This is a genomic window from Streptomyces pristinaespiralis (genome assembly GCF_001278075.1).
In the GTDB taxonomy this organism is placed as follows: Bacteria; Actinomycetota; Actinomycetes; order Streptomycetales; family Streptomycetaceae; genus Streptomyces; species Streptomyces pristinaespiralis.
Map to the genome: position 1 here is coordinate 6844458 of NZ_CP011340.1, position 22613 is coordinate 6867070.

The window sequence follows — 22613 nt, forward strand, 5'->3', positions numbered from 1 at the left end:
GCTCCTGCTCAGGTATCGGTGTGTACGGCTCGTGCTGCTACGTCTCAGGCGAACGCGATGTTGTAGATACCCGCTGCGACGGCCGCACCGATCAGCGGACCGGCCACGGGGATCCATGCGTAGCTCCAGTCGGAGCCGCCCTTGTTCGGCAGCGGGAGGAGCGCGTGCACGATGCGCGGACCCAGGTCGCGGGCCGGGTTGATGGCGTAGCCGGTGGGGCCGCCGAGCGAGAGACCGATGGAGACGACGACGAGGGCGACCATGAGCCCGCCGAGCGGGCCGAGGCCCTTGCCGCTGTCGTTGAGACCCTGGGTGAGCACCGCCAGGACCAGCACGATCGTGCCGAGGATCTCGGTGGCGAGGTTCTGCCAGACGTTGCGGATCTCGGGGCCGGTGGAGAAGACGCCGAGGACCGGGCCGGCCTTGGCGGTGGTCTCGTCGTGCGGACCCTCGATCGCCTTGTCGGCGGGGTCGCCCACGATCTCGGGATCGGTGAGGTGCGCCTGGAACTGGCCGTAGTAGGCGATCCAGACCAGAGCGGCGCCGATCATGGCGCCGAGGAGCTGGCCGGCGATGTAGACGGGGACGGTGCCCCAGTCGTTGTCCTTGATCGCTATGCCGAGGGTGACGGCCGGGTTGAGGTGGGCACCGGAGAGCGCGCCGGTCATGTACACCGCGGTCAGGACCGCGAAGCCCCAGCCGAAGGTGATGGCCAGCCAGCCGGCGTTCTGGGCCTTCGAGCGCTTGAGCACTACGGCGGCGACGACGCCGCCACCGAGCAGGATGAGTACGGCGGTACCGATGATCTCGCCGATGAAGATGTCGGAGTTGGACACCCGCGACTCCTTTGTCCTTCGTCCAGGGGGAAGGCGAACCCCGGGTCCCTCCGGTGGTCCGCGCCCTCAGTGAGGGCGTTTCCGGCCTGGCGTTGTCACACTCTAGCGCGTATTGCCGTTAGCTGTTCGACAATGCCGACCGGTGAACGGCAGTTTTGCCCCCCGGTAAACATGGCGTCAAGGGTTGTGTGGCCGAAAACCGGATCGTTACCCGATGCTGTGTGCGAACGGTCAGAAGCGCCCGGCGCCGAGGTCCCTGGAGACCGCGCGGGCGCAGTCCCGAACCGCCGCGACGAGGTCGGAACGCAGCTCTCCGTCGTTGCAGACCCGCTCCACGGCGCCCGTGATGGCGATCGCCCCCACGGGCATGCGGCGCCGGTCGTGGATGGGTGCGGCCACTGCGGCCACGCCCTCCCAGGTCTCCTCCACGTCGGCGGCCCAGCCGCGCGCCCGGGTGTGGTCCAGCAGCGACTCGAACTCCTGCACGTCGGTCACGGTCCGCGGCGTGAACGCCTTGCGGTCCACCTCAAGCGCCTCCGTGTGTGCCACCGGGTCGAAGGCGGACAGGACCTTGCCGAGAGCGGTGGAGTGCAGCGGCTGCATGGCCCCCACCTCGAGCACCTGCCGGCTGTCGTCGGGCCGGAAGACGTGGTGCACGATCAGCACGCCGTGCTGGTGCAGTACGCCGAGGTGGACGCTCTCGCCGCTGGAGCGGGCGAGGTCGTCCGTCCAGACCAGGGCGCGGGCGCGCAGCTCGTGCACGTCCAGATAGCTGTTGCCGAGGCGCAGCAGCTCGGCGCCCAGCTGGTAGCGGCCGGAGGCCGCGTCCTGCTCGACGAATCCCTCCGCCTGGAGGGTGCGCAGGATGCCGTGGGCCGTACCCTTGGCCAGGTCGAGCGACGACGCGATGTCCGACAGGCCCAGCCGGCGTTCTCCGCCCGCGAGCAGTCGCAGCATCGCCGCAGCCCGCTCCAGTGACTGGATGTTCTTCGCCATCGGATCGGCCCTTCTCCAACACGGTTCGACAATGCTGAACACTATCGGTCGATGCCGACCTTGGTCACGGCGGACCGAGTATCTCGCGCGGGAAGCCCCGCGAAAAAGTCCGGAGACATGCCGTAGTCCGCCCCGTGGGACACCTCCGCCCGGAAGAGGGTCGCCCGGCTACTCTGGCTGGGTGCGCCTTCCTGCCGGAAGACGCAAAGCCGACAGCCGTCGCATCCCAGGGAGCACATCCATGGCCTCGTTGCCGACCCCCTCCGCTGACAGCCGGACCCGTGTCCACGCACTGCGCGAAGCGCTCGCCACCCGTGTGGTGGTGGCCGACGGCGCGATGGGCACCATGCTCCAGGCGCAGGATCCGACGCTCGAGGACTTCGAGAACCTCGAGGGCTGCAACGAGGTCCTCAATGTCACCCGCCCCGACATCGTGCGGTCCGTCCACGAGGCGTACTTCGAGGTCGGCGTCGACTGCGTGGAGACGAACACCTTCGGCGCCAACCACTCGGCCATGGGGGAGTACGACATCCCCGAGCGGGTGTACGAGCTCTCGGAGTCCGGGGCGCGGATCGCCCGCGAGGTGGCGGACGAGTTCACCGCGTCGACCGGGCAGCAGCGGTGGGTCCTGGGCTCGATCGGCCCCGGCACCAAGCTCCCGACCCTGGGGCACGCCCCCTACACCGTGCTTCGGGACGGATTCCAGCAGAACGCCGAGGGCCTGATCGCCGGCGGCGCGGACGCGCTCATCGTCGAGACGACGCAGGACCTCCTCCAGACCAAGGCCGCGATCCTCGGCGCCCGCCGCGCCATGGAGGCGACCGGAGCCGACCTGCCGCTGCTGTGTTCGCTGGCCTTCGAGACCACCGGCACGATGCTGCTGGGTTCCGAGATCGGCGCGGCACTGACCGCGCTCGAGCCGCTCGGCGTCGACATGATCGGTCTGAACTGCTCCACCGGCCCGGAGGAGATGAGCGAGCACCTCCGCTACCTCACCCGCCACTCCCGTATCCCGCTGCTGTGCATGCCGAACGCCGGCCTTCCGGTGCTCACCAAGGACGGGGCGCACTTCCCGCTCGGCCCCGAGGGGCTGGCAGAGGCCCAGGAGCAGTTCGTCGCCGACTACGGCCTGTCCCTGGTGGGCGGCTGCTGCGGGACGACGCCCGAGCACCTGCGGCAACTGGTGGAGCGGGTGCGCGGCGCGGAGCTGACGCCGCGTGATCCGCGCCCGGAGCCGGGTGCCGCGTCGCTGTACCAGACGGTGCCGTTCCGTCAGGACACCGCTTATATGGCGATCGGCGAGCGGACGAACGCCAACGGGTCGAAGAAGTTCCGCGAGGCGATGCTCGAGGGCCGCTGGGACGACTGTGTCGAGATGGCGCGCGACCAGATCCGCGAGGGCGCGCACATGCTCGACCTGTGCGTCGACTACGTGGGCCGCGACGGCGTCGCCGACATGGAGGAACTGGCGGGCCGGTTCGCGACCGCCTCCACCCTGCCGATCGTGCTGGACTCCACCGAGGTCGACGTCATCGAGGCGGGCCTGGAGAAGCTGGGCGGCCGTGCGGTCATCAACTCGGTCAACTACGAGGACGGCGACGGCCCGGAGTCGCGTTTCGCGAAGGTCACCGCGCTCGCCAAGGAGCACGGCGCCGCGCTGATCGCGCTGACGATCGACGAGGAGGGCCAGGCCCGCTCGGTGGAGCACAAGGTCGCCGTCGCGGAGCGGCTGATCGAGGACCTGACCGGCAACTGGGGCATCCACGAGTCGGACATCCTCATCGACACGCTCACCTTCACCATCTGCACCGGGCAGGAGGAGTCCCGCAAGGACGGCCTCAACACCATCGAGGCGATCCGGGAGCTGAAGAGGCGTCACCCGGACGTGCAGACCACGCTGGGCCTGTCGAACATCTCCTTCGGCCTCAACCCGGCCGCCCGGATTCTGCTCAACTCCGTCTTCCTGGACGAGTGCGTGAAGGCCGGCCTGGACTCGGCGATCGTCCACGCCTCGAAGATCCTGCCGATCGCGCGGTTCGACGAGGAGCAGGTCACCACGGCCCTGGACCTCATCTACGACCGGCGCCGCGAGGGGTACGACCCGCTCCAGAAGCTGATGGCCCTGTTCGAGGGCGCGACCACGAAGTCGCTGAAGGCGGGCAAGGCGGAGGAGCTGGCGGCCCTGCCGCTGGAGGAGCGCCTGAAGCGGCGGATCATCGACGGGGAGAAGAACGGTCTGGAGGCCGACCTCGACGAGGCGCTGAGGGAGCGTGCGGCGCTGGACATCGTCAACGACACGCTGCTGGACGGCATGAAGGTCGTCGGCGAACTGTTCGGCTCCGGGCAGATGCAGCTGCCGTTCGTGCTCCAGTCCGCCGAGGTCATGAAGAACGCGGTCGCCCATCTGGAGCCGCACATGGAGAAGACGGACGCCGACGGCAAGGGCACCATCGTGCTGGCGACCGTCCGCGGCGACGTCCACGACATCGGCAAGAACCTCGTGGACATCATCCTGTCCAACAACGGCTACAACGTGGTCAACCTGGGCATCAAGCAGCCCGTCTCCGCGATCCTCGACGCGGCCAAGGAACACAAGGCCGACGTGATCGGCATGTCCGGCCTCCTGGTCAAGTCCACAGTGATCATGAAGGAGAACCTCCAGGAGCTCAACCAGCGGGGCATGGCCGCCGACTACCCCGTCATCCTCGGCGGTGCCGCCCTCACCCGCGCCTACGTCGAACAGGACCTCCACGAGATCTACGAGGGCGAAGTCCGCTACGCCCGTGACGCGTTCGAGGGCCTGCGCCTGATGGACGCCCTCATCGGCATCAAGCGCGGCGTCCCCGGCGCGGCCCTGCCCGAACTGAAGCAGCGCCGCGTCAAGGCCACGACTGCGGTCGTGGAGGAGCGCCCGGAGGAAGGCGCGGTCCGTTCCGACGTGGCCACCGACAACCCGGTCCCCACCCCGCCGTTCTGGGGCACCCGGGTCGTCAAGGGCATCCCGCTGAAGGACTACGCCTCCTGGCTCGACGAAGGCGCCCTGTTCAAGGGGCAGTGGGGACTCAAGCAGTCCCGGGCGGGGGACGGCCCCTCCTACGAGGAGCTGGTGGAGTCCGAGGGCCGGCCGCGGCTGCGTGGCCTGCTGGACCGGCTGCAGACCGACAACCTCCTCGAAGCGGCCGTCGTCCACGGTTACTTCCCCTGCGTGTCCAAGGGTGACGACCTGATCATCCTGGGCGACGACGGCTCAGAGCGGACCCGCTTCTCCTTCCCACGGCAGCGTCGCGGCCGGCGGCTGTGCCTGGCGGACTTCTTCCGCCCCGAGGAATCCGGCGAGACGGACGTCGTCGGCCTCCAGGTCGTCACCGTCGGCTCCCGGATCGGCGAGGAGACCGCCAAGCTGTTCGAGGCCAACTCCTACCGCGACTACCTCGAACTGCACGGCCTGTCCGTCCAGCTCGCCGAGGCGCTGGCCGAGTACTGGCACGCCCGGGTGCGCGCCGAACTCGGCTTCGGCGGCGAGGACCCGGCCGACGTGGAGGACATGTTCGCCCTGAAGTACCGCGGCGCACGGTTCTCCCTCGGTTACGGCGCGTGCCCCGACCTCGAGGACCGCGCCAAGATCGCGGAGCTGCTCGAGCCGGAGCGGATCGGTGTCCAGCTGTCCGAGGAGTTCCAGCTCCACCCGGAGCAGTCCACCGACGCGATCGTCATCCACCACCCCGAGGCGAAGTATTTCAACGCACGCTGATCGTTCGGGTCGTACACTGGTCGGTCCAGTGCAGGCCGGTCGCCTGTCCCCGCGGGAAAGCCGTGGGGAGAGGTGGCCGGCCTTCTCGTCCCTCCCGGAGGTGTGCCTATGACCAGCACGGTCCCCGCGTCGCTGACCCGTTCGGCGGAAGCGGCCGCACTTCAGGCCGTTTTTCTCGACATGGACGGGACCCTCGTCGACACAGAGGGCTTCTGGTGGGACGCGGAGGTGGAGGTCTTCGCGGATCTCGGGCACCGGCTGGACGAGGCCTGGCGGGACGTGGTGGTCGGCGGACCGATGACCCGCAGCGCGGGCTATCTCATCGAGGCCACCGGCGCCGACATCGGCCTCGCGGAGCTGACCGTCCTGCTCAACGACAAGTTCGAGGAGCGGATCAGCAGGGGCGTGCCCCTGATGCCGGGCGCGGCCCGGCTGCTCGCCGAACTGGCCGCGCACAATGTGCCCACGGCGCTCGTGTCCGCCTCGCACCGGCGCATCATCGACCGCGTCCTCGCCTCTCTCGGGCCCCAGCACTTCGCGCTCTCGGTCGCGGGGGACGAGGTGCCGCGCACCAAGCCGCACCCCGACCCGTATCTCCTCGCCGCCCAGGGCCTGGGCGCCGACCCGACGAGATGCGCCGTCGTGGAGGACACGGCCACCGGTGTGGCATCCGCAGAGGCCGCCGGATGCCGGGTGGTCGCCGTCCCGTCCGTGGCCCCGATCCAGCCGGCCGGCGGCAGGGTCGTCGTTCGCTCCCTGGAGGAAGTGGACGTCGTCTTCCTGCGCACTCTGATCAGCGCAAAGCAGTGATACGGGCACTGTCCGTGCTTTTCGAATCCACTGGAAACCCAGGGCAGTGACGTATCCCTTTTCCGTGACTACCGAACGATATTCCGGCGTGATCGAAATAGGCCGAACGGCGTGACCTTCGTCACTGTGCGTGGTGCGTAACCAGGGGTTTTTCGCGTCCCACACCCCGCCGGGAGGGCTCTTGAGCGGCCCATGTGTCCCGATTGATGTGGGTGTTTACGAATATTCCGTGGCCTGGCCATCCACTCACAGGCATTGATGATCACTCAGCGATTACGGCCCAACTCGGGCCCGGTCACGCTTTCCTGGCGTTGCCGACTAATCTCGTCGCGAGAGCTTCGCTGCATCACCGTGGTGTCCCGTTCGGCCACCCCGCCGTCGGAAACACAGGACCGATCGTCTGCATCCCCGGCCCGATCGCGCCGCCCCGACCGGGCGGAGGCGGCGGAGTGTCTTGAACACATCGCTGTATCACAGTGCCGGATCGGTGAGGGAGAACGTCCAGGATGAACCGTAAGACTTTGGTGCTGCCGGCCGTGGTCGGCCTGCTCGCGCCCGTGCTCGTCGCCTGCGGCAGCACGGACGGCGGGTCCGGCGGCGGTGATGCCATAGTCGTGGGCACCACGGACCAGTTCGTCGCCGGCGAGGACGCCCCGGCACCCCTGGACCCCGCCTACGCGTACGACACCGGTGCCTGGAACGTGCTGCGGCAGACGCTGCAGACCCTGATGCACGCCCCGCGCGGCGGCGGCGAGCCCGTGCCGGACGCCGCGGAGAGCTGCCTCTTCACCGACACGGTGAGCGAGAGCTACCGCTGCAAGCTGCGCAGCGGCCTCAAGTTCGCCGACGGCACCCCGGTCACCGCCGAGGACGTCAAGTTCTCCATCCAGCGTGTCCTGGACATCGACGCCGACAACGGCACGGCCGCCCTGCTGTCGAACATCGACACCATCGAGACCAAGGGCGACAACGAGATCATCTTCCATCTCGCCACGCCCGACGCCACCTTCCCGTACAAGCTCTCGACGCCGGCCGCCGGCATCGTCAGCAAGGAGAAGTACGACGGCAAGAAGCTCCGCGAGGGCTTCCAGGTCGACGGCTCCGGCCCGTACACGATGAAGACGGAGACCGACGGGGACAAGGTCTCCCGGGTCGTCTTCACCAAGAACCCGAACTACACGGGTGATCTGAAGCTCAAGAACGACAAGGTCGTCCTGCGTTCCTTCGCCGACGCCGAGTCCATGGGCAAGGCGCTCGAGTCCGGCGACATCGACCTGATGACGCGCGCCATGGCGCCGGAGCAGATCAAGGAGATGCTGGAGAACCCGAAGGAGGGCATCGAGCTCACCGAGATGCCCGGCCTGGAGATCCGCTACCTCGCCTTCGACACCAGCGACCCGGCCGTCAAGAACAAGGCCGTCAGGCAGGCCATCGCGTCGCTCGTCGACCGCGGCCAGATCGCCGGCGAGGTGTACGGCACCACCGCGGAGCCGCTCTACTCGCTCATCCCGAAGAGCATCTCGGCGCACACCAACTCGTTCTACAACAAGTACGGCGAGCCCAGCAGCAAGAAGGCCGCCGCCCTCCTGGACGACGCCGGTATCGACACCCCGGTCCAGCTCACGCTGCACTACACCACCGACCACTACGGCGAGGGAACGGTCAAGGAGTTCGAGGCGCTCCGCGACCAGCTCAACGCGAGCAAGCTCTTCGACGTCAAGGTCGAGGGCACCGAGTGGTCCAAGTTCCGGCCCGCACAGAAGCGGGGCGACTACGCCGTCTACGGGCTGGGCTGGTTCCCCGACTTCCCGGACCCGGACAACTACACCGCGCCGTTCCTCGGCGAGGGCAACTTCCTCAACTCGCCCTACGTGAGCGACAAGGCCCGCGAGCTCATCCCGCAGTCGCGGCGTGACGTCGACCGCACCGCGGCCTCCCCGGCCTTCAAGGAGATCCAGGACATCGTCGCCGACGACGTTCCCGTCCTGCCGCTGTGGCAGGGCAAGCAGTACGTCGCCGCGCGCGACGGCGTCAGCGGCGTCGAGTGGGCGCTGAACTCCAGCTCCGACCTCCAGCTCTGGGAGCTGTCCCGCGGCGAGAGCTGATCCGGGCCCGAGCCCGACGTGCGAGACGGCCGGTGCCCGGCAGCTGCTTCGAGCAGCTGCCGGGCACCGGCCGTTCAACAGGGCATCGACGGGGCGCCGCCCGCACGGCGGACGGGCGTCCCTACTGCTGCGCGCCGGGGCGCACCAGGCCGCTCTCGTACGCGTACACCGCGGCCTGGACACGGTCGCGCAGGCCCAGCTTCGTCAGCACATGGCCGACGTGCGTCTTGACGGTCGTCTCGCTGACGAACAGGTCCGCCGCGATCTCCGCGTTGGACAGGCCGCGGGCCACCAGCTTCAACACCTCGACCTCACGGTCGGTCAGCGTGTGCAGGGTGTCCGGAACCGGCTCCTCGCCGGACGGCAGATGGTCCGCGTACTTGTCGAGCAGCCTGCGGGTGATGCTGGGCGCGAGCATCGCCTCGCCCGCGGCGACCACCCGGATCGCCTGCACCAGCTCGTTGGCAGGAGCGTCCTTCAGCAGGAAGCCGCTCGCGCCGGCGCGCAGCGCCTCCACCACGTACTCGTCGAGGTCGAAGGTCGTCAGCACCAGGACCTTCGCCGGGCCGTCCCGGCCGGGACCGGTGATCTGACGCGTCGCCTCGACACCGTCCATCCGGGGCATCCGGATGTCCATCAGCACCACGTCGGGCTGGAGCGCCCGTACCTGATCGAGGGCCTGGAGGCCGTCCCCGGCCTCACCGACCACCGCGATGTCCTGTTCCGCCTCGAGGATCATCCGGAAACCGGTGCGCAACAGCGGTTGGTCGTCGACCAGTAGGACGCGGATAGCCACGGGTACTCCTTCTTTAGACCGGGCCCATTCTGCCCTGACCATCCTCGGCCGACGCGGGCGGGGAAACGCTCAGCGGATAAACCGGGGGAGTGCCACCGAATTCCGGACACACCGAGCGGTGGTCGCACCAGCCGCACAGCTTCGTCGGCCGCGGCCGCCAGTCACCCGTCTCCGTGGCCAGCCGGATCGCCTCCCACAGCGCCAGCAGCTTGCGCTCCATCCGCTCGAGGTCGGCCGTGACCGGGTCGTACGTCAGCACGTCGCCGCTGCCCAGATACACCAGCTGGAGCCGGCGCGGCACCACCTGCTTCAGCCGCCAGATCACCAGCGCGTAGAACTTCATCTGGAACAACGCGCCCTCGCTGTACTCGGGACGCGGGGCCTTGCCCGTCTTGTAGTCGACGATCCGCACCTCGCCGGTCGGCGCGATGTCCACCCGGTCGATCACCCCGCGCAGCCGCAGCCCCGACTCCAGCTCCGTCTCCACGAACATCTCCCGCTCGCGGGGCTCGAGCCGCGTCGGGTCCTCCAGCGTGAACCACCGCTCCACCAGCTGCTCCGCCTCACCGAGCCAGCGCGACAGCCGCTCACCGCCGGGGTCCTCGGCGAACAGCTCGCCGAGCTCCGGACGCGTCTGAAGGAGCCGGCTCCACTGGCCGGGAACCATCGCCTTGGCGCGCGGCGCCGTCCGCTCGGCCGCCGGATCGTCGAACAGCCGCTCCAGCACCGCGTGCACCAGCGTTCCCCGGGTAGCCGCTTCGCTGGGCTTCTCCGGAAGCTTGTCGATCACCCGGAACCGGTAGAGCAGGGGGCACTGCATGAAGTCGCTCGCACGTGAGGGTGACAGCGATGCGGGCGGCGCGCTTTGGACCGGCTGCTCCGTCCCCCCGCCCTCGGCGGCGGGTGCCGTCGCCGAGGCGGGCTCCCCGGCCGTGCTGTCCGCGTCGGCGGCGGGCGCCGGCGCCGGGGCCGGAACGGCGGCGACCGCCGGCCCGTCGGCCACGGCCGACCGGGGGACCACCGTCGTGGCGGACCCGTCCGTGGCCGGCTCTGCGGGCTGCTGGCTTGTACTCATGACGCAGACCCTACGGCCCGCCACCGACAGCGAGCGGCATACCATCGACCCACAGACCCCGAGCACTGCATGATTTCGAGCGACGACCATTCGCAACGACCCCATTCGCACCGAAGGGAACCCGTGAACGAGGACGACACGAGCGGTGAGCGCGAGCGGGCGCGGTCCGGGCCGGACAAGACGTCCGGCAAGGGCAGACCGCGGCGCCCCGCCGAGCCGGGCGGTGGCCTCCTCATGGGCCGCCCCTTCGGCGTGCCCGTCTACGTCGCCCCCAGCTGGTTCGTCGTCGCCGCCCTGATCACCTGGGTCTTCGGCGGGCAGCTCGACCGGGTGCTGCCGGAGCTCGGCGGCGCACGCTACCTCGTCTCGCTGTTCTTCGCCGTGGCCTTCTACGCCTCGGTCCTGGTGCACGAACTGGCCCACACCGTCGCCGCGCTCCGGTTCAAGCTGCCGGTGCGCCGGATCCAGCTCCAGTTCTTCGGCGGTGTCTCCGAGATCGAGAAGGAGACGGAGACCCCGGGCCGTGAGTTCTGGCTCGCCTTCGTCGGACCACTGCTCTCCCTCGCGCTGGCCGGGGTCTTCTACCTCGGCATGTACGCGGTGGAGCCGGGCACCGTCCCCGGCGTGCTCCTCGCCGGCCTGATGATCTCCAACCTCATCGTCGCGGCCTTCAACCTGCTGCCGGGCCTGCCCCTGGACGGCGGCCGGATGCTGCGCGCCGTCGTGTGGAAGATCACCGGCAGGCCCATGGCCGGCACCGTCGCCGCCGCCTGGGTCGGCCGCGCGCTCGCCGTCGCCGTCCTCGTCGGCCTGCCGCTCCTCACCCACACCGGCGCCCTCGGGAACTCCACCGAGGACATCGGGGGAGTGGAGACCGTCACCGACGCCCTGCTCGCCGCCATCCTCGCCGCGATCATCTGGACCGGAGCCGGCAACAGCCTGCGGATGGCCCGGCTGCGTGAGCACCTGCCGGAACTCGCCGCCCGCGCCCTCACCCGCCGCGCCGTCCCCGTCGAGGCGGACACCCCGCTGTCGGAGGCCCTGCGCCGCGCCAACGAGGCCGGGGCCCGCGCCCTGGTCGTCGTCGACGGCCACGGCGACCCGACCGCGCTCGTCCGTGAGGCGGCCATCGTCGGCGTCCCCGAGCACCGCAGGCCCTGGGTCGCCGTCGGCGGCCTGGCGCAGGACCTCACCGAGGGCATGAAGGTCCCCGCGGAACTCGCCGGGGAGGCACTCCTCGACACCCTGCGCGCCACACCCGCCACCGAGTACCTCGTGGTCGAGGAGTCCGGAGAGATCTACGGCGTGCTGTCCGCCGCGGACGTCGAGCGGGCCTTCGTCGCGGCCATGGCACGGCCCGGTTCCTGAAGCCCATACACTGGTCACATGTCCGAACCGACCGGTGCCGCCCGCCGTCGCGGGCCCTTCAAGGTCGGGGACCAGGTCCAGCTCACCGACCCCAAGGGACGCCACTACACGTTCACGCTCGAGGCCGGGAAGAACTTCCACACCCACAAGGGTTCCTTCCCCCACGACGAGCTGATCGGCGCTCCTGAGGGCAGTGTTGTCCGAACCACGGGAAACGTCGCCTACCTCGCGCTGCGCCCCCTGCTCCCCGACTACGTCCTGTCCATGCCCCGCGGCGCCGCCGTGGTCTACCCCAAGGACGCGGGGCAGATCCTGGCCTTCGCCGACATCTTCCCCGGCGCCCGCGTCGTGGAGGCCGGGGTGGGCTCGGGCTCGCTCAGCAGCTTCCTCCTGCGCGCCATCGGCGACCACGGCATGCTGCACTCCTACGAGCGCCGCGCGGACTTCGCCGAGATCGCCCAGGCGAACGTGGAGCGCTACTTCGGCGGCCCGCACCCCGCCTGGCAGCTCACCGTCGGCGACCTCCAGGACAACCTGACCGACGCCGACGTCGACCGGGTCATCCTCGACATGCTCGCCCCCTGGGAGTGCCTCGAGGCCGTCTCCAAGGCGCTCGTCCCCGGCGGCATCCTCTGCTGCTACGTGGCCACCACCACCCAGCTGGCGCGCACCGTCGAGTCCATCCGCGAGATCGGCTGCTTCGCCGAGCCGCAGCCGTGGGAGTCGATGATCCGCAACTGGCACGTCGAGGGCCTGGCCGTACGCCCCGACCACCGGATGATCGGCCACACCGGCTTCCTGGTCACCGCCCGCCGTCTCGCCGACGGCGTCGAGCCCCCCATGCGCCGCCGCCGGCCCGCCAAGGGCGCCTACGGCGAGGACTACGAGGGCCCCAACAAGGGCTGACCGGCCGTCGCCGACCGCCCCTAACGCACTGACGCCGCCGTCGAGTTCCCGTGCTCCGCACCGAACTCGACGGCGGCTTCCTCATGTTGTCCGCCGGGAACCGGTCACCTTTACCCGAGTCTTACGGACCCCGCTGTTCCGGTCCCGTGTGACGTATGGCACGATGCTGGCCACCCCCACCGGCAGAGCCCCTCAGGAGACCACTCGCGTGCAGAACTCCGTCGCCGTCCCGGACCTCGCGCACACCCATGCCCGCCCCGTGCACTGGCTGGCCACGGCGGCGGCGATGGCCGCGGTGGTGGCGGGCGCGGGACTGCTCCAGCCCGACGCCGCGACGGCGTCCCAGCCCGGCGCCGGCCCCGGTACCACGACGGCCGCGGCACCGGCTCAAGCGCCGGACCCCGCGGCCGTGCGGCTGCCCATCGAATGCGGCGGACTCCCGAGCGTGGTCACAAGGAAGGCGACGGGCGACCTCGACGGCGACGGCAGCCCGGAGACGGTGGTGGCCGCGCGCTGCGACGCCGGCTCCGGCACGCCGCCCAGCGGGCTCTATGTCCTGGCAGGCGGCCGTGACACCGGGCCTCGGGTGGTCGCCACCCTGGTCGAGCCCGCGCTGAAACAGAGCGTCGGCGAGCTCGCCGTACGTGACCGGACGATCACGGCGACCCTCCTCGGCTACTCGTCGGCCGCCGTGCCCAGCTGCTGCCCCGACGAGCAGGAACGGGTCAAGTGGCTGTGGGAGGGCGGCAAGTTCGTCCGCGGCGCCCAGGCGGAGGCGCTCGGCGCGTGAACCCGTATGTGATCCGTCACTCCGCGTCGGGGCCGTAGACCTCGACGTTGTCCGAAACCCGGCGCACGTGGATGCAGTCGCCCGGGCATTCCTTCGCCGAGTCCACAACGTCGTTCAGCAGCGGAAGCGGTACCGGCGTTGTGGCGCCCGGGGCCTGGAGAAGCTCGTCGTCGGCCGACTTCACGTACGCCAGACCGTCGATGTCGAGTTCGAAGACCTCAGGGGCGTACTGCGCGCAGATCCCGTCCCCGGTGCAGAGGTCCTGGTCGATCCAGACCTCGAGCGCATCGGTGGCGCCGTCGGTGGGAACCTCGTGCTGCACGGTCATATCTCCTGCCGTTTCCTTCGTCGGGCGTGGCTCTGTGAAGCAAGTCGTGCCGCCGTTGACGGGTGTTGAACGCTTCGACGATACAACCGCCCGCTTTCCGATGTTGCTGGGTGGGTATCCCGTGGGTATTCCCCTCGCAGGAGCAAGAGCGCAAGGGTGAAGATCGGACACACCCCTTCCGTCTTTGTGATCTAGGGGTTTCAATCACCACCCACACAGGTAGGGTCAGGAAGCGTCCAGCTCCCCTTGGAGGAGGTGAGGACCGTGGCAGCCCACGACGACGACATCAACCGCGGCATCCGGCCGGGGCGGGGGTCTGAAGACCCAGCCGGCCAGGTTGCCTATCTCGAGCAGGAAATCGCCGTCCTGCGCCGCAAGCTCGCCGACTCTCCGCGACACACGAGGATTCTCGAAGAGCGGATCGTCGAGCTGCAGACCAACCTGGCCGGCGTGTCCGCTCAGAACGAGCGGCTCGCCAACACGCTCCGTGAGGCCCGCGACCAGATCGTGGCCCTCAAGGAGGAGGTCGACCGGCTCGCGCAGCCGCCGGCCGGCTTCGGTGTCTTCCTGCAGGCGAACGAGGACGGCACGTGCGACATCTTCACCGGGGGCCGCAAGCTCCGGGTGAACGTCAGCCCCAGCGTCGAGCTCGAGGAGCTCCGGCGCGGCCAGGAAGTCATGCTCAACGAAGCGCTCAATGTGGTCGAGGCCATGAAGTTCGAGCGCGCCGGGGACATCGTCACCCTCAAGGAGATCCTCGAGGACGGCGAGCGCGCCCTGGTGATCGGCCACACCGACGAGGAGCGGGTGGTGCGGCTCGCGGAGCCGCTGCTCGAGATGAACATCCGGCCCGGGGACGCCCTTCTGCTCGAACCCCGCTCCGGTTACGTCTACGAGGTGATCCCCAAGAGCGAGGTCGAGGAGCTCGTCCTCGAGGAAGTCCCCGACGTCGACTACGACAAGATCGGCGGACTCGGCGGCCAGATCGAGATGATCCGCGACGCCGTCGAGCTGCCGTACCTGCACCCGGATCTCTTCAAGGAGCACGAACTGCGGCCGCCGAAGGGCATCCTGCTCTACGGCCCGCCCGGCTGCGGCAAGACACTGATCGCCAAGGCCGTCGCCAACTCCCTTGCGAAGAAGGTCGCCGAGGTGACCGGCCAGCCCGCGGGGAAGAGCTACTTCCTCAACATCAAGGGCCCCGAGCTCCTCAACAAGTACGTCGGCGAGACCGAGCGCCACATCCGCCTGGTCTTCCAGCGTGCTCGTGAGAAGGCGAGCGAGGGCACTCCCGTCATCGTCTTCTTCGACGAGATGGAGTCCCTCTTCCGCACCCGTGGATCCGGCGTCAGCTCGGACGTGGAGAACACCATCGTCCCGCAGCTCCTGGCCGAGATCGACGGTGTCGAGGGCCTGGAGAACGTGATCGTCATCGGCGCCTCCAACCGCGAGGACATGATCGACCCCGCGATCCTGAGGCCCGGCCGGCTCGACGTCAAGATCAAGATCGAGCGTCCGGACGCGGAGGCCGCCAAGGACATCTTCGCCAAGTACCTGACCCCCTCGCTCCCGCTGCACGCCGACGACCTCGGCGAGCACAACGGATCGAAGGAGGCCGCGGCACACGCCATGATCCAGTCGGTCGTGGAGCAGATGTACGCGGAATCCGAGGAGAACCGCTTCCTCGAGGTCACGTACGCCAACGGCGACAAGGAAGTCCTCTACTTCAAGGACTTCAATTCCGGCGCGATGATCCAGAACATCGTCGACCGGGCCAAGAAGATGGCCATCAAGGCCTTCCTCGACCACAACCAGAAGGGCCTTCGGGTCTCCCACCTCCTCCAGGCATGCGTGGACGAGTTCAAGGAGAACGAGGACCTGCCCAACACCACCAACCCGGACGACTGGGCCCGCATCTCCGGCAAGAAGGGCGAGCGGATCGTCTTCATCCGCACCCTTGTCACCGGAAAGCAGGGCGCGGACACCGGCCGGTCCATCGATACGGTGGCGAACACCGGTCAGTACCTGTAAAAGGCACACCGGCTGCGGATGCCGGCGATCCCCCGCCGAAGGCGGGGGACGGGCATCCGCAGCCGGTTGCTTTCCGGACAGGTACGACCACACCGGAGCAATGACGAAATTGATCTCCCCACCCACGCAGCGGCGTTCTAGGCTCGTCCGTACCGTCGGGTCACGCAGTGCGGGGACGGGCACCGCGCGCACACCGGAGCACCCGCGGTACTTGAGCGCCGTTCCCGGAGGGGAACGACGCCGGGCAAGGAGGGCCGCATGACCGTACGGCGAGTAATGGGCATCGAGACGGAGTACGGGATCTCCGTCCCCGGCCACCCGAACGCCAATGCCATGCTCACCTCGTCCCAGATCGTCAACGCCTACGCGGCGGCGATGCACCGGGCGCGCCGCGCCCGCTGGGACTTCGAGGAGGAGAATCCGCTGCGGGACGCCCGTGGCTTCGACCTCGCCCGCGAGGCCGCCGACTCCAGCCAGCTCACGGACGAGGACATCGGCCTGGCCAATGTGATCCTCACCAACGGCGCCAGGCTCTACGTGGACCACGCCCACCCCGAGTACAGCTCCCCGGAGATCACCAACCCGCTCGACGCGGTCCTGTGGGACAAGGCCGGTGAGCGGATCATGGCCGAGGCGGCGGCGCGGGCCGCGCAGCTCCCGGGCGCCCAGCCGATCCATCTCTACAAGAACAACACCGACAACAAGGGCGCGTCCTACGGCACGCACGAGAACTACCTGATGAAGCGGGAGACCCCGTTCTCGGACATCGTGCGCCACCTGACGCCGTTCTTCGTCTCGCGGCAGGTCGTCACCGGCGCGGGCCGGGTCGGAATCGGCCAGGACGGCCACGAGCACGGGTTCCAGATCAGCCAGCGCGCGGATTATTTCGAGGTCGAGGTCGGGCTCGAGACCACCCTCAAGCGCCCCATCATCAACACCCGCGACGAGCCCCACTCCGACGCGGAGAAGTACCGCCGGCTCCATGTGACCATCGGCGACGCGAATCTCTCGGAGATCTCGACGTACCTCAAGCTGGGGACCACGGCCCTGGTGCTGTCGATGATCGAGGACGGCTTCATCGCGGTGGACCTCGCGGTCGAGCAGCCGGTGCGCACGCTCCACCAGGTCTCCCACGACCCGGGCCTCAAGCAGCTGGTCACGCTCCGTAGCGGCCGCACGCTCACCGCCGTACAACTCCAGATGGAGTACTTCGAGCTGGCCCGCAAGTACGTCGAGGAGCGCTACGGCGCGGACGCGGACGATCAGACCAAGGATGTGCTGACCCGCTGGGAGGACACCCTCAACCGGCTCGAGAACGACCCGATGAGCCTGGCCGGCGAGCTCGATTGGATCGCGAAGCGCGAGCTCATGGAGGGCTACCGCAGGCGGGACGACCTGGACTGGGACGCCGCCCGGCTGCACCTGGTGGACCTCCAGTACGCGGACGTGCGGGCCGACAAGGGCCTGTACAACCGCCTGGCGTCCCGCGGCAGGATCAAGCGCCTGTTGGACGAGTCCGCGGTGGAACGGGCCATGACGCAGCCTCCTGAGGACACCAGGGCCTACTTCCGCGGCCGCTGCCTCGAGCAGTACGCGGACGACGTGGCGGCCGCCTCGTGGGACTCGGTCATCTTCGACCTCCCGGGTCGTGACTCCCTGCAACGGGTCCCCACGCTGGAGCCGCTGCGGGGCACCCGCAACCACGTGAAGGAGCTTCTGGACCGCTGCCGCAAGGCGGAGGACCTGCTCCGGGTCCTCGGCGGGGGCTGAAACGGCTTCGGTCCGGGAATCATGAAGGTGGGTCCCGGGCGTTGGAGGAAGTGCGGGGCCGATGTCGGACCCCGCGAGTAGGGTCTGATCAAGAACGTCGAACCGAGCGGGGTGAGGTGCATGGCGACCAAGGACACCGGCGGCGGACAGCAGAAGGCGACGCGCTCCACTGAGGAGGTCGAGGAGCAGGCGCAGGAGGCGCAGGCTGCGGAAGACCTCAAGGAGCGCCAGGAGAAGCTCTCGGACGACGTCGACTCGGTTCTTGACGAGATCGACGATGTCCTCGAGGAGAACGCCGAGGACTTCGTGCGGTCATTTGTGCAAAAGGGCGGAGAGTAGCCCTGGTTGTCCGCCCTGGTGTCGTCGGCGAAAGCTCGTGGCACCAGGGCGGATGACTGGCGACAGCACGGGTAATGTCCGTGCACAGTTCGAAAGATCGGCCCGCGCCTGATGCGGCGGGCCGCCGCCTATCCGGAAGGAAACGCGTGGAAGCCAACCCTCGTAGCACCGGGCGTCTGCCGGCAGCCTTCCTGACGCCGGGGTCGTCGTCGTTCATGGACTTCCTGGGCAACCACTCGCCCGACCTGCTGCCCGGCAAGCGTGTCCTGCCGCCTCTCCAGGGGGCCATCGAGGCGCCGCACGGGACGACGATCGTCGCGACCACGTTCCCCGGCGGTGTGGTGCTCGCCGGTGACCGGCGGGCGACGATGGGCAACATGATCGCCCAGCGCGACATCGAGAAGGTCTTCCCCGCCGACGAGTACTCGGCGGTGGGTATCGCGGGCACCGCCGGTCTCGCGGTGGAGATGGTCAAGCTGTTCCAGCTCGAGCTGGAGCACTTCGAGAAGGTCGAGGGCGCCCAGCTCTCCCTCGAGGGCAAGGCGAACCGCCTCTCCACGATGATCCGGAGCAACCTCGGCATGGCCATGCAGGGCCTCGCCGTCGTCCCGCTCTTCGCCGGTTACGACATCGACCGCGAGAAGGGCCGCATCTTCTCGTACGACGTGACGGGCGGCCGCTCCGAGGAGCACGGCTTCGCGGCCACCGGTTCGGGTTCGATCTTCGCCCGCGGGGCGATGAAGAAGCTCTACCGCGAGGACCTGACCGAGCAGCAGGCCACCACGCTGGTGATCCAGGCGCTGTACGACGCGGCCGACGACGATTCCGCGACCGGTGGCCCCGACGTGGCCCGGCGCATCTACCCGATCGTCACCGTCATCACGGACGAAGGCTTCCGCCGGCTCACCGAGGCCGAGACCTCGGAGATCGCGCGTTCGATCCTCGAGGGCCGTCTCACCCAGCCCGACGGCCCCCGCGCCGCTCTCCTGTGACGGCCGCGATGTACCCGCTTTCGACAGAAAGGGACGGATAGCCGGTGTCGACGCCGTTCTATGTCTCACCTCAGCAGGCCATGGCCGACCGGGCGGAGTACGCCCGCAAGGGCATCGCCCGTGGCCGCAGCCTCGTCGTGCTGCAGTACGCCGACGGCATCGTCTTCGTCGGCGAGAACCCGTCCCGTGCCCTGCACAAGTTCAGCGAGATCTACGACCGCATCGGATTCGCCGCGGCCGGCAAGTACAACGAGTACGAGAACCTGCGGATCGGCGGCGTGCGCTACGCGGACCTGCGCGGCTACACCTACGACCGCGACGACGTGACGGCCCGCGGCCTGGCGAACGTGTACGCGCAGACCCTGGGCACGATCTTCTCGAGCGCCGGCGAGAAGCCCTATGAGGTGGAGCTGGTGGTCGCCGAGGTGGGCGCCTCTCCCGAAGGCGACCAGATCTACCGGCTGCCGCACGACGGCTCGATCGTGGACGAGCACGGCTCGGTCGCGGTGGGCGGCAACGCGGAGCAGATCAGCACCTTCCTGGATCAGCGGCACCGTGACGGCATGTCGCTGGCGGAGGCGCTGAAGCTGGCCGTGCAGGCTCTTTCCAGCCAGTCGAACGGCAATGACCGGGAGATCCCGGCGGACCGCCTCGAGGTCGCGGTCCTGGACCGTACGCGCCCGCAGCAGCGGAAGTTCAAGCGCATCGTGGGCAGGCAGCTGGCGCGGCTGCTCGAGGCCGACGGCGCCGCGTCCACCCCCACGGACGCCCCCTCCGACGAGGAGACGGACGAGGGGACGACCGAGGGACCGACCGGAGGTACGGCCGGAGGTACGACCGGCGGAACCACCGGAGGAACGAACGAGGCCGGGAAGTAACCGGCGACGACGGCTCGCCCCGGACCGCCCGTGCGGTCCGGGGCGCAGTCATGTCCGGCGCGCCCGGGCCCACAGGGTCACGCGGCGGCACCCCGCCGTGCCCGAGCGGAGCTCGCCCTGCGGGGCGCCGGCGGAGCCGGGTCCATCGGCACGGGCGAGCCGCGCCCGGTCCCGGCGGAGGCGCATGGCGCTGTGCAGGCCCCGATCACGACACTCACGAAGACGCCGTCCACACGGCGGCCGAGCTGCTGGATGCGGACATTGCCTCGGCGAGGCCCGCGGGCCGGCGCGCGTTCCCCGATCGCCGCGAAAGCGGGGTCTAGATGCCCGTCCCGGGGGCCTCGGCGGCGGCGCAGGGCCCTCGTAGGCGCCAGGGGCCTCAGGCCGGCGGCGGAGCGGACGAGGCCCGTACGACGAGCTCCACGGGGAGGCTGCTCTCCTCGGGGCGCCGGCCCTCCAGGACGGCCAGCAGCGCGGCCATGCCCCGCTCGCCCACCTGCTCGGCGGGCAGGCGGACGGTCGTGAGCTCGGGCTCCACGGCGGTCGCTAGGGCAAGGTCGTCGAAACCGGTGACGCTGACGTCCTCGGGCACCCGCAGGCCGAGCCGGCGCGCTGCCTTGCAGGCGCCCGCGGCCAGGATGTCGTCGTCGCACACGACGGCCGTCGGACGCGGCCCCGGTGCGGTGAGGGCCCTCACGGCGGCTTCCCTGGCGCTGTCGACGTCGAGCGGCGCGGGGACGGTGCGCACCTCCGCGCCGGCGACACGGGCCAGCGAGTCGTGCAGCGCGCGGGCCCGCACGTCGAAGGTCCAGGAGGAGACCGCAGAGGCGAGGTGGACGATCCGCCGGTGGCCGAGGGCGGTGAGGTGGCCGGTCACCTGCCGCATGCCGTCGGCGATGTCGAGGTTGACGTGGGCGGCGGCGCCGGTGTCGGCGGGGTCGCTGTCGAGCATCACCAGCGGCAGGTCGGTGCCGCGGATGGCGGTGAGCGCCTGCGCGGCCATCGAGGAGGCGATGATGCCGTCGAGGGCCGCGCGGGCGGACGCGAACGGGTCCTTGGCGGGTCCGATGCCCTCGGGGGAGGGGTAGAGCACGACACCGAACCCGTGGCGGGCGGCGACGGCGGCGGCGCCCGTGTAGACGCGGGCGAAGAACTCGTTGGTGAGCGCGGGGACGACGAGCAGCGCGGTCCTGGTGCGGCCGAGGCGAAGGTTGCGGGCGGCGAGATTCGGCCGGTAGCCGAGCTCTTGGGCGGCCTCGCGGACCACCCCCGCGGTCCGCTCGGAGACGCGGCCGCGCCACTTGTCACCGAGCACGAGCGAGACGGTGGCCTGTGAGACGCCGGCGGCGCGGGCGACGTCCCTGCTGGTGGGGCGGGCGGTGTCCGCTCCGGCCGGGGGACGGTCCTGCTGGGACCGGTGTGCCATCTGTTGCCGTCCTCGGCCGCCCGTCGGAGTTGTCGCGACGTCCGGGGCGGCGGCCTTGTGGACCCGCGGACTGTCGACATGGTACGTATGGACCACGAAGTTATACGTAAAACCTCGACGGAAGCCGGGGGAGAGGGGACGGCATGGCCGCCGGGTACGCAGACATCCTCAAGGCGCCGCACGCGGCACGCCTGCTCACCGGCACCCTGGTCGGCCGGCTGCCCAACGCGACGGCGCACATCGCCATCGTGCTGTTCACCCGCGCGGAAGGGGGCAGCTACACGCTCGCGGGCGCGCTCGCCGCCGTGTACGGCCTCGCCACCGCCGTCGGCCAGCCGCTGCTGGGCCGGGCCGTCGACCTGTACGGGCAGCCGCGGGTGCAACTGCCCGCCGCCGTCGTCTCCGCACTCGGCATGTTCCTGCTCGCCGCGGCCGGCACCGGGTCGCTGGTCCTCGCGTACGCCGCCGTGAGCGTCGCGGGCCTGTTCACCCCGCCGCTCGAGGGCGGTCTGCGGGCCCTGTGGCCGAGCGTGCTGGGCCGCGAGGAACGTGTGCACCGGGCGTACGCCATGGACGCGGTGGCCCAGGAGATCATGTTCACCGTCGGGCCGCTGCTCGTGACGCTGCTCGTCTCGCTGTGGTCGCCCGGCGCGGCGCTGTTCGTCATCAACGCCATAGGGGTCGTCGGCGCGCTGTCGGTCGTGATGTCGAAGCCGTCCCGCGCCTGGCGCTCCGCGCCCCGGGAGGCCCACTGGCTGGGCGCGCTGCGCTCGCCGGGGCTGCTGGCCCTCCTCGGCGCGTTCTTCTTCGTCGGCCTGGCCCTGGGCTCGATCACGGTCGCGGGCGTCGCCTACGCCGACGACCACGGCCGCGAGTCGGTGTACGGCTGGCTGATGGCGGCGCTGGGCCTCGGCGCCCTCGTCGGCGGGTCCGTGTACGGGGCGCGGCAGTGGGCGGGCGCCCCAGAGCGGCGGCTGCGGATCATCGTGGCCCTGCTGGCCCTCGGATACCTCCCGCTGATCCTCACGCCGGGTGTGGCCGCCATGACGGCCCTGTCGGCCGTCGCGGGCGTGTTCCTGGCGCCGGCGATCGCCTGCGCGTTCATCGTCGTCGACCGGCACGCTCCGCGCGGCACGGTCACCGAGGCGTTCTCCTGGCTCGTGACCACCTTCGGCGTGGGCGCGGCGGCAGGCACGGCGGTGGCGGGTCCGGCCGTCGAGATCGGCGGTACCGCGTGGAGTTTCGCGGTCGCCGGGGCGGGAGGGATCGCCGCGCTGCTGGTTCTGACGGCCACTCAGCGGGTGCTGGCGGTTCCCGGCCGTACCGACGACATCACGGGCTCCGGCACCCACTCATCGGAAAATGATCGAAACGGTGCCGCCCAACCCGGTTTCAGCTCAGGCCGTGAGGCGTAAT

The 22613-nt window shown here is 69.9% G+C and carries 18 protein-coding genes; 12 read left to right on the top strand and 6 right to left on the bottom strand.

All coding sequences use genetic code 11. The features are described from left to right. Positions 1-44: 44 nt before the first annotated feature. Together SPRI_RS29295 and SPRI_RS29300 are read right to left on the bottom strand one after the other, a co-directional pair. The gene (locus SPRI_RS29295; RefSeq protein ID WP_005319503.1) at positions 45-836 is read right to left on the bottom strand and encodes an MIP/aquaporin family protein; all 792 of its coding nucleotides are present in this window, start codon (positions 834-836) and stop codon (positions 45-47) included. A gap of 231 nt (positions 837-1067) precedes the next feature. Continuing rightward, positions 1068-1832, bottom strand: coding sequence for an IclR family transcriptional regulator (locus tag SPRI_RS29300; RefSeq protein ID WP_005319504.1), 765 nt, complete (start codon positions 1830-1832; stop codon positions 1068-1070). Positions 1833-2073: 241 nt separating this feature from the next. On the opposite strand from SPRI_RS29300, the gene metH reads away from it, so the two are divergent. The 3 genes from metH (at position 2074) to SPRI_RS29320 (ending at position 8498) form a co-directional block, all read left to right on the top strand. Then, positions 2074-5583 (top strand): methionine synthase, encoded by a 3510-nt coding sequence (metH, locus tag SPRI_RS29310; RefSeq protein WP_005319508.1) that lies wholly within the window; start codon positions 2074-2076, stop codon positions 5581-5583. A 108-nt stretch (positions 5584-5691) separates the two neighbouring features. Next, a complete protein-coding gene (locus SPRI_RS29315; RefSeq protein WP_005319510.1) occupies positions 5692-6393 on the top strand; it encodes an HAD family hydrolase in 702 nt (233 codons plus the stop codon). 506 nt (positions 6394-6899) lie between these two features. Next, the gene (locus tag SPRI_RS29320) at positions 6900-8498 is read left to right on the top strand and encodes an ABC transporter substrate-binding protein (protein WP_005319512.1); all 1599 of its coding nucleotides are present in this window, start codon (positions 6900-6902) and stop codon (positions 8496-8498) included. 121 nt (positions 8499-8619) lie between these two features. On the opposite strand, the gene SPRI_RS29325 is transcribed toward SPRI_RS29320, so the two are convergent. Beyond that, entirely contained in the window at positions 8620-9294 is a 675-nt protein-coding gene (locus tag SPRI_RS29325; RefSeq protein ID WP_005319514.1) for a response regulator, read from the bottom strand. Between the two features lie 13 nt (positions 9295-9307). Continuing rightward, positions 9308-10369: a RecB family exonuclease gene (locus tag SPRI_RS29330; protein ID WP_234020443.1), complete on the bottom strand. Its 1062-nt coding sequence runs from the start codon at positions 10367-10369 to the stop codon at positions 9308-9310. A 123-nt stretch (positions 10370-10492) separates the two neighbouring features. Here SPRI_RS29330 and SPRI_RS29335 point away from each other — a divergent pair, with 123 nt between their 5' ends. The 3 genes from SPRI_RS29335 to SPRI_RS29345 all read left to right on the top strand — a co-directional run bounded on the left by SPRI_RS29335 (position 10493) and on the right by SPRI_RS29345 (position 13433). Next, the gene (locus tag SPRI_RS29335) at positions 10493-11737 is read left to right on the top strand and encodes a site-2 protease family protein (protein WP_037775163.1); all 1245 of its coding nucleotides are present in this window, start codon (positions 10493-10495) and stop codon (positions 11735-11737) included. An 18-nt stretch (positions 11738-11755) separates the two neighbouring features. Then, positions 11756-12643: a tRNA (adenine-N1)-methyltransferase gene (locus SPRI_RS29340; RefSeq protein WP_005319518.1), complete on the top strand. Its 888-nt coding sequence runs from the start codon at positions 11756-11758 to the stop codon at positions 12641-12643. A 163-nt stretch (positions 12644-12806) separates the two neighbouring features. After that, complete coding sequence (locus tag SPRI_RS29345) at positions 12807-13433, top strand: hypothetical protein (protein WP_053557488.1); 627 nt, start codon at positions 12807-12809, stop codon at positions 13431-13433. 16 nt (positions 13434-13449) lie between these two features. Here SPRI_RS29345 and SPRI_RS29350 read toward each other — a convergent pair whose 3' ends face one another. Continuing rightward, the gene (locus tag SPRI_RS29350; RefSeq protein ID WP_005319520.1) at positions 13450-13761 is read right to left on the bottom strand and encodes a ferredoxin; all 312 of its coding nucleotides are present in this window, start codon (positions 13759-13761) and stop codon (positions 13450-13452) included. Between the two features lie 264 nt (positions 13762-14025). On the opposite strand from SPRI_RS29350, the gene arc reads away from it, so the two are divergent. From arc to prcA, 5 genes are all read left to right on the top strand, one after another. Next, positions 14026-15792 carry a proteasome ATPase gene (gene arc / locus SPRI_RS29355; protein WP_005319521.1) on the top strand — a complete coding sequence of 589 codons (1767 nt, stop codon included), beginning with the start codon at positions 14026-14028 and terminating at the stop codon, positions 15790-15792. Positions 15793-16050: 258 nt separating this feature from the next. After that, a complete protein-coding gene (gene dop, locus SPRI_RS29360) occupies positions 16051-17562 on the top strand; it encodes a depupylase/deamidase Dop (RefSeq protein WP_078951311.1) in 1512 nt (503 codons plus the stop codon). A 120-nt stretch (positions 17563-17682) separates the two neighbouring features. Then, positions 17683-17901 (top strand): ubiquitin-like protein Pup, encoded by a 219-nt coding sequence (locus SPRI_RS29365; RefSeq protein ID WP_037777052.1) that lies wholly within the window; start codon positions 17683-17685, stop codon positions 17899-17901. 146 nt (positions 17902-18047) lie between these two features. Further along, the gene (gene prcB, locus SPRI_RS29370) at positions 18048-18893 is read left to right on the top strand and encodes a proteasome subunit beta (RefSeq protein WP_005319524.1); all 846 of its coding nucleotides are present in this window, start codon (positions 18048-18050) and stop codon (positions 18891-18893) included. A 44-nt stretch (positions 18894-18937) separates the two neighbouring features. Continuing rightward, the gene (gene prcA / locus SPRI_RS29375; RefSeq protein ID WP_005319525.1) at positions 18938-19771 is read left to right on the top strand and encodes a proteasome subunit alpha; all 834 of its coding nucleotides are present in this window, start codon (positions 18938-18940) and stop codon (positions 19769-19771) included. A gap of 379 nt (positions 19772-20150) precedes the next feature. Here the strand turns inward: prcA and SPRI_RS29380 are convergent, their stop codons facing one another. After that, a complete protein-coding gene (locus SPRI_RS29380) occupies positions 20151-21197 on the bottom strand; it encodes a LacI family DNA-binding transcriptional regulator (RefSeq protein WP_005319526.1) in 1047 nt (348 codons plus the stop codon). 143 nt (positions 21198-21340) lie between these two features. On the opposite strand from SPRI_RS29380, the gene SPRI_RS29385 reads away from it, so the two are divergent. Beyond that, positions 21341-22612 carry an MFS transporter gene (locus SPRI_RS29385; protein ID WP_005319527.1) on the top strand — a complete coding sequence of 424 codons (1272 nt, stop codon included), beginning with the start codon at positions 21341-21343 and terminating at the stop codon, positions 22610-22612. Position 22613 lies beyond the last annotated feature (1 nt).

Coding starts and splice junctions, on each gene's coding strand:
- SPRI_RS29300 (WP_005319504.1), bottom strand. CDS start 1,832: ATGGCGAAGAACATCCAGTCACTGGAGCGGGCTGCGGCGATGCTGCGA.
- metH (WP_005319508.1), top strand. CDS start 2,074: ATGGCCTCGTTGCCGACCCCCTCCGCTGACAGCCGGACCCGTGTCCAC.
- SPRI_RS29315 (WP_005319510.1), top strand. CDS start 5,692: ATGACCAGCACGGTCCCCGCGTCGCTGACCCGTTCGGCGGAAGCGGCC.
- SPRI_RS29320 (WP_005319512.1), top strand. CDS start 6,900: ATGAACCGTAAGACTTTGGTGCTGCCGGCCGTGGTCGGCCTGCTCGCG.
- SPRI_RS29330 (WP_234020443.1), bottom strand. CDS start 10,369: ATGAGTACAAGCCAGCAGCCCGCAGAGCCGGCCACGGACGGGTCCGCC.
- SPRI_RS29340 (WP_005319518.1), top strand. CDS start 11,756: ATGTCCGAACCGACCGGTGCCGCCCGCCGTCGCGGGCCCTTCAAGGTC.
- SPRI_RS29345 (WP_053557488.1), top strand. CDS start 12,807: ATGCTGGCCACCCCCACCGGCAGAGCCCCTCAGGAGACCACTCGCGTG.
- SPRI_RS29350 (WP_005319520.1), bottom strand. CDS start 13,761: ATGACCGTGCAGCACGAGGTTCCCACCGACGGCGCCACCGATGCGCTC.
- dop (WP_078951311.1), top strand. CDS start 16,051: ATGACCGTACGGCGAGTAATGGGCATCGAGACGGAGTACGGGATCTCC.
- SPRI_RS29365 (WP_037777052.1), top strand. CDS start 17,683: ATGGCGACCAAGGACACCGGCGGCGGACAGCAGAAGGCGACGCGCTCC.
- SPRI_RS29380 (WP_005319526.1), bottom strand. CDS start 21,197: ATGGCACACCGGTCCCAGCAGGACCGTCCCCCGGCCGGAGCGGACACC.
- SPRI_RS29385 (WP_005319527.1), top strand. CDS start 21,341: ATGGCCGCCGGGTACGCAGACATCCTCAAGGCGCCGCACGCGGCACGC.